Here is a 5,434-nt window from a genome sequence, read left to right on the forward strand (position 1 = left end):
ACCTGCTGACGTCAATAAAATCCGTAGGTTATCAGTTAGGTCTGAATATGCTTGTCATCCTGCGGAGCCATGATTTCGCCACAGCAGAACAGGCGGCTACATTTTTAGGTGTCGTTCCCGTTGAAAAATATTCCGGCACCTCGGTCAGAGGGTGTCCGAAACTGTCAAAAATTGGTCCGCCGGAAATCCGGGCAAAACTGTATCTGGTTTCGTTGTGTGGTCTGAGATTTAACCCATTGATGAAAGCGATGTATGAGCGATTATGCCTGAGAGGTAAGGCCAAAATGTGTGCCATTGGTGCGCTGATGAGAAAACTCGTGCACTGGTGCTATGGCGTACTGAAGACCCAAAAACCGTTTGATGTGGGCTATTTGTCTTCATATGCGCGTAGCGCATGTAAGGCGGCATGATGTAGTTACATATGGTACAGGAGTAACACCGCCGAAGCCCGGCGTAAGCCGGTACTGATTGATAGATTTCACCTTACCCATCCCAGCCCTGCTAAGCCATACCCGTTTTCAGCCATGAGAGCGCTTTTGTGCGCGGTCGGAGTGGTCCCGACAAGGGTTTACCCGAAGTCGGGGCGTATCTCCGCGTTAGCGGGCCGTGAGGGCCGCTTACGAGCGTGTATTCAATACTTCCAGCCAGAAGACTGACAGCGATGATGCTGCTTAGTTACAACATTCATAATTAAAAGCGATGTTGTTCCCGCCCTTTGGGCGGGGGCGGCGGCGCTTTTCAGTTATGAGGAGGGGCTTTGTGGTTTCAGTTCTGCGCTGGACCAGGGTTTTTCTGGTGGTTGTGTTTGAGTGTTGTAACTAAATTGACTCCGGTCGGGGCCCGCCGCTTGCGGTGGGAGGTGCTTTTGAATTCTGAGCGGCGCGGCTTTTGCCGCTGCAAGCGAAGGCCTCTTTGTATTTGTTCACAGAAGTTTCAGGGATAAAGACTTTCCCTGCGGCGAAGCAACACAGGGGATTAAGTAACTGGGGTAAGACTATATTGCAGGTTTGCTGTTTCTGGTTTGCGGCTTCTTAAATTTCTTTGTTTGCGGGTTTATGTGGGTAACTGAAACGACGTGAGCACGTTCTGATGACTGATGCGTGGATTTATGGGCAGATATGCCCCTCTGAGAGGATTTAAGGTGATTGTGGCGGATTTTGGGCTGAACGGAACCAGCGCCGGAAGCCCCGGAGGGGCTGGCGATGATTCAGTGCTGAAGGGATGATGCGGTCTAGTGCGGCGGTGGCGCAGCCAGCGTCAGTTCAAGCTGATACAGCTCCCTGATGGCCAGTTGCTGTAAACGTTCCGGCGTGCACCAGTAGGCTTCATCCGGCGGCATACGCTTCAGGATGTGCTGTGACATCTCGTAAATCTGCTGGTCGGCGGGTAATTTCTTCAGACGTCTGGCGCGCTTACTGGCTGCCGCTTTTGCACGACGGTGTTTCAGCGCATCCTGGCTGCGCTGCAGATACCAGCGTTTTCTGGCCGCATGTACGGAGATATCTTCATCCTCACGCAGTACACCTTCCCGAATGAGCTGCTGGCGGATTTCACTTTCACGCAGTCGTTTCTGCTGCTGTTCGTGAAGTTTTACCATGTCGACGCCCAGCATCTGCCAGCCTGCCGGTGTTATCCAGACGTAACGTGGCAGACGCTGGCGGGTTTCACGGTCCCACATCGTTTCCTCTGAAACACCCAGCACACCAAAACGCACCTGTTCGGCCAGCAGACGGGAAAGACGGGAGACCGTCACTTCCAGTTCCGGAATAACCTTTCCTTTGCTGTCTTTCGGGCTGATTTCTCTGGCCAGACGGGAAACACTCATGCCCACGGTGTGTGTGCCCGCATCACTGAAGCTGACCAGAACCGGCCAGATGGCATCAAGGAGGTGCTGTTTTTCCGGACGGAAAGCATATTTACGGCCAGCGAACGTCCGTTTCTGCACGTAAAAAGGATGTCGCGACATGTGCATGCGCAGGCACTGTTCGCCGGTCACCGGGTCCTTTTTCACCAGACGGTTATAGGCGTGCCCGAGCTGCCCGCTCAGCGCCTTATAACGCGCAGGACGATACCAGGTCGGATTTTCGCATTTGGGTTTAGTGGAGTGCTCACCACGATGACGCTTTGTGCGCTTCCTTTCCGGTTCAACCAGGAAAGTGGTTGCCCTTCCCGCTTCATAGTCTTCCCAGAAACGGATTTGCTCTTCGGGAGGAAGCTGACTCCAGTGTCTTTGTGAGATGTATCTTTCAGCCACACCATCCTGCACTTATGCTGCGCAGAAGGAGTGAGCACAGAAAGAAGTCTTGAACTTTTCCGGGCATATAACTATACTCCCCGCATAGAGCAACAGCTTCTATGCAGTTTCTTGTTAGCCCCGGTAATCTTCTCAGTCGCCAAACTTGTCGAAGATTATCGGGGTTTTCACTTTTCTGGCTCCTGTACATCCACATCAGAACCAGTTCCCTGCCACTTTATGGTGTGGCCAGCCATAAAATTCCTTAAACGATCAGTAATCTAGCACTGACAGAAAAAACTAGCAAGAATGTGATCCCATCACATCATATTCCGGTGACAGACCTCTTTCTCGATAAGCCTTTCTATCAACTCTGCCTGAGTTACCCCTTCCTCTGCGCACAGACTGGTAAGGTAGTTTTTTAGCTCTGGTCTGACGAAAACCTTGATCTCTTTACATACAGATCGTTTGCGCGCAGAAGCTGCTCTCTGTCGTTCTGCTTCACTCAAAGGTTTACCCTTTCTGTATGCTCGTTTTGCGCCAGATGAGGAAGTCACTGCATTTTCTGTCTGCGACATCTCGCCTCCTCAATTCTCAAACAGGGATCGTTTCGCAGAGGATACTACAGTTTTTTGAAATCAGCGACTTGAAAGTTGTGACGATGATCTGTGTTGGCGCACAAATCATGTCTGATTACGACCGTTTAATGTGATTTTGATAATGAAATGACTGAAAAGCTGGAAATGCCTTAACCTGGATGCCGGCCCCGGGCGGGACCGGCTGTTTCGGGCATGTCGGGTGTCTGCCCCTGAAATACCTCACACTTCCGGAAAGCGGGGACTTCCGTCCCCGCCCGGCAGCTTACTTCCGTGCTTCGTAGGCCAGAGTTACCTGCACCACTGTATTTCCCCTGTGAATATTCAGTTCACATAACCGTTCCCTGAATATCAGTGAAAAACACAACACCGTAGCGCACACGGCGAGCAACCCGATAAGGGCATATTTCGTCATAAACTTTGACCTCTCTGCAAAGAAGAGGCTACAATCAGTAGTGCTACGTACTTCATGCAGACCTCACGAGTTAATGGATTAACGAGTGGGGTCTTCGCATTTCTGGTACCTGCGTCTTGCCTGAACCAGAAAGGCTCAGACACCCGCCGCGATAATACCACATTCCTGTCTGGTTACGACGACCTCCATGCCTCCGCTTTTTATTGCAGAAACGCCGGAAGCGGGGAAAACTTGCTTTTTCCCGTTTCCGGGGTTGGACAACTGAGCAACGCGAAGGCGTCAGTGATGTATCAGTAACTTCCGTACCACCAGTCATCCTCGCTTTTTTCCAGAAGAATGGTAATACTCCGGACGTCATCCGACAGTATTTCCCTGCAGAATCTGGCCGGTAGCGTAAACGTGCCCGAAGACAGCCTTACCCCTTCTTCATATGAGTCCGTCAGTTTCAGTCTGATTTTCCGGGCTTCTGAATCAAGTTCAGCAATAATAAATTCCTGCTTCCCCCGAACGGCAACTGTCACATAACACCCGGCAGAGCCTGAGTCTGTTCGCCTTATCGATAACCGGGTCTTGCTTGCGTATCTGTACGGCGCTTTCTGCCTTGTCATGGAAATAAATGCCATTATTGATTTTCGACCTTTCTGTTTTTATAAAATAAATATCATTTTATTTTCTTCTGGAAGTCTTACCGGATAATTTTATTCCCCTGAATTTTCATTACTCCCCGTCGGACCAGTTCATCCCGGATACCTTTAGTCAGGACATCACGCCATTCACCGCGCATCTGTGATTTTAAATAATTATTAAATGTCTCTTCTGTTACCGGCATATTACGAACCTTCCGCGCTGCCTGTTGAATTTTGTTTGCCCACCGCATAACGATATCCATGTCGGATACAGCTGTCTTTACTGATGACACATTATCCGGGGAGACGCGACGGCAGCGAATCCCGCGCGCCTGCAGTGTCCGGACGATACCGTCATATCCCTTGTCAGCGGAAACAATATGGTATTCCTTCTCCGGCTCGCAGTGGCATACACGCTGCCCCAGCTCCAGCACCAGATGAAAATCAACATTGTTCCGGGAGACTTCACTGACATGCCGGAGTGTGACTCTTACTGCTTCAGGGAAAGCGTTTACTGGCAGTGCCACATTATTCTGTTTCGCGCCCGCAAATATAATCAACTCCGTATATATCTAAGGGAACTTCTGTCAGATTACTGCAGTTCTCGTAATCGATAAATGCAATTATCTGTTGCCTCTCTGATTTTCCGGTCACTATTTTCTTTTCCTGATTAACAGACTTCACAACCAGATAAAAGAGTCATAAATAACACTTAACACCACCTGATATTAACAGCCTGACAACGTGATGTTATTATTCTGGTCTCCTTACTGGATGCATTTGTCCCTGACCGGACAGCGTTGACCGTCACATGGCGGTCTTTTTTTATTCACCTGACGCTTTCCTGTCGCAAAAACATCCCCACAGGTATTAACCATGTAATTACTGTGTGTTATCTTTCTTTCCCGCAACCTCCCGGCATTAACCGGTGGTAGCTTCACAGGGTTGATGTACAGAGCATTCATTCAATGTCAGTGATACGCCATGAATGATTTTTGGCCTCCTTTGCTCAGGGGAGGTCTTTTTTTTGGCCGTTTTTTCGTTATCCCCGCCGCTGGCAGTGCTCAGCTCTCTGTCGGGCAAACTGCTGCCAGTCTGTACGGGGCGCCACACGGGCAGCCAGGAGCCATGCTTCAGCGGCCTCCTTCCGGAATCCCCTGACCTCCAGGCTGACGGCACGGCTTCCGGCACGCTGGTAACGCCAGACCTGAGCGTCCCGTGAATGGCTTCTGAATCCGTCCATTTGTATCTGCCCTCTCTTTCCCCTGTCAGTATTTCTGTGTTAAATAATTCACTGAACTGACTTCCTTCGGGTAGGAAGTTGTTTCCTTTTGAGCATTATTGTTTGCCTCCCTTGCTTCTGAGGGAGGCTTTTTTACTGTTTATCCAGCACGGCCTGAAGTTCGGCTTTTCTCCGGTTCTGGCGACGAATTTTTGCCAGACGCGCTGCCGCATACGCTTCCTCTTCCTGAGAAATATGCTCCGTAACATACCCTTCCGTGTCATACCGGCAGGCACCGGCTTTCATTGCGCCAAGATAGCTTTCTGAACGGGTAATGGCCTT

7 protein-coding genes and 1 pseudogene are annotated in these 5,434 nt (G+C 50.3%); 1 reads left to right on the plus strand and 7 read right to left on the minus strand.

Features of this window, described 5'->3' with window-relative positions:
• Window positions 1-410: transposase (locus BEA93_RS23715; protein WP_157945149.1), on the plus strand; the 410-nt coding region annotated here is incomplete at its 5' end.
• A gap of 821 nt (window positions 411-1,231) precedes the next feature.
• Here BEA93_RS23715 and repA read toward each other — a convergent pair.
• The 7 genes and pseudogenes from repA to BEA93_RS23775 all read right to left on the minus strand — a co-directional run.
• Window positions 1,232-2,254, minus strand: a complete 1,023-nt coding sequence (repA, locus tag BEA93_RS23730) for a plasmid replication initiator RepA (RefSeq protein ID WP_105225221.1) — start codon at window positions 2,252-2,254, stop codon at window positions 1,232-1,234.
• Entirely contained in the window at window positions 2,247-2,321 is a 75-nt protein-coding gene (tap, locus tag BEA93_RS26235) for a RepA leader peptide Tap (protein WP_072141480.1), read from the minus strand. The genes repA and tap overlap by 8 nt, the downstream gene beginning before the upstream one ends.
• 232 nt (window positions 2,322-2,553) lie before the next feature.
• Window positions 2,554-2,811 (minus strand): replication regulatory protein RepA, encoded by a 258-nt coding sequence (locus BEA93_RS23745; protein ID WP_075842903.1) that lies wholly within the window; start codon window positions 2,809-2,811, stop codon window positions 2,554-2,556.
• A gap of 283 nt (window positions 2,812-3,094) precedes the next feature.
• Window positions 3,095-3,244, minus strand: a complete 150-nt coding sequence (locus BEA93_RS23750; RefSeq protein ID WP_001312851.1) for a Hok/Gef family protein — start codon at window positions 3,242-3,244, stop codon at window positions 3,095-3,097.
• A 685-nt stretch (window positions 3,245-3,929) separates the two neighbouring features.
• Window positions 3,930-4,527: pseudogene (locus BEA93_RS23765) on the minus strand (PIN domain-containing protein).
• Between the two features lie 385 nt (window positions 4,528-4,912).
• The gene (locus BEA93_RS23770; RefSeq protein ID WP_105225230.1) at window positions 4,913-5,113 is read right to left on the minus strand and encodes an ANR family transcriptional regulator; all 201 of its coding nucleotides are present in this window, start codon (window positions 5,111-5,113) and stop codon (window positions 4,913-4,915) included.
• Between the two features lie 132 nt (window positions 5,114-5,245).
• Window positions 5,246-5,434 (minus strand): ProQ/FINO family protein (locus BEA93_RS23775; RefSeq protein ID WP_236942901.1); only part of this gene is annotated, 189 nt, incomplete at its 5' end.

Source organism: Escherichia sp. MOD1-EC5950 (assembly GCF_002965345.1).
GTDB lineage: Bacteria > Pseudomonadota > Gammaproteobacteria > Enterobacterales > Enterobacteriaceae > Escherichia > Escherichia marmotae.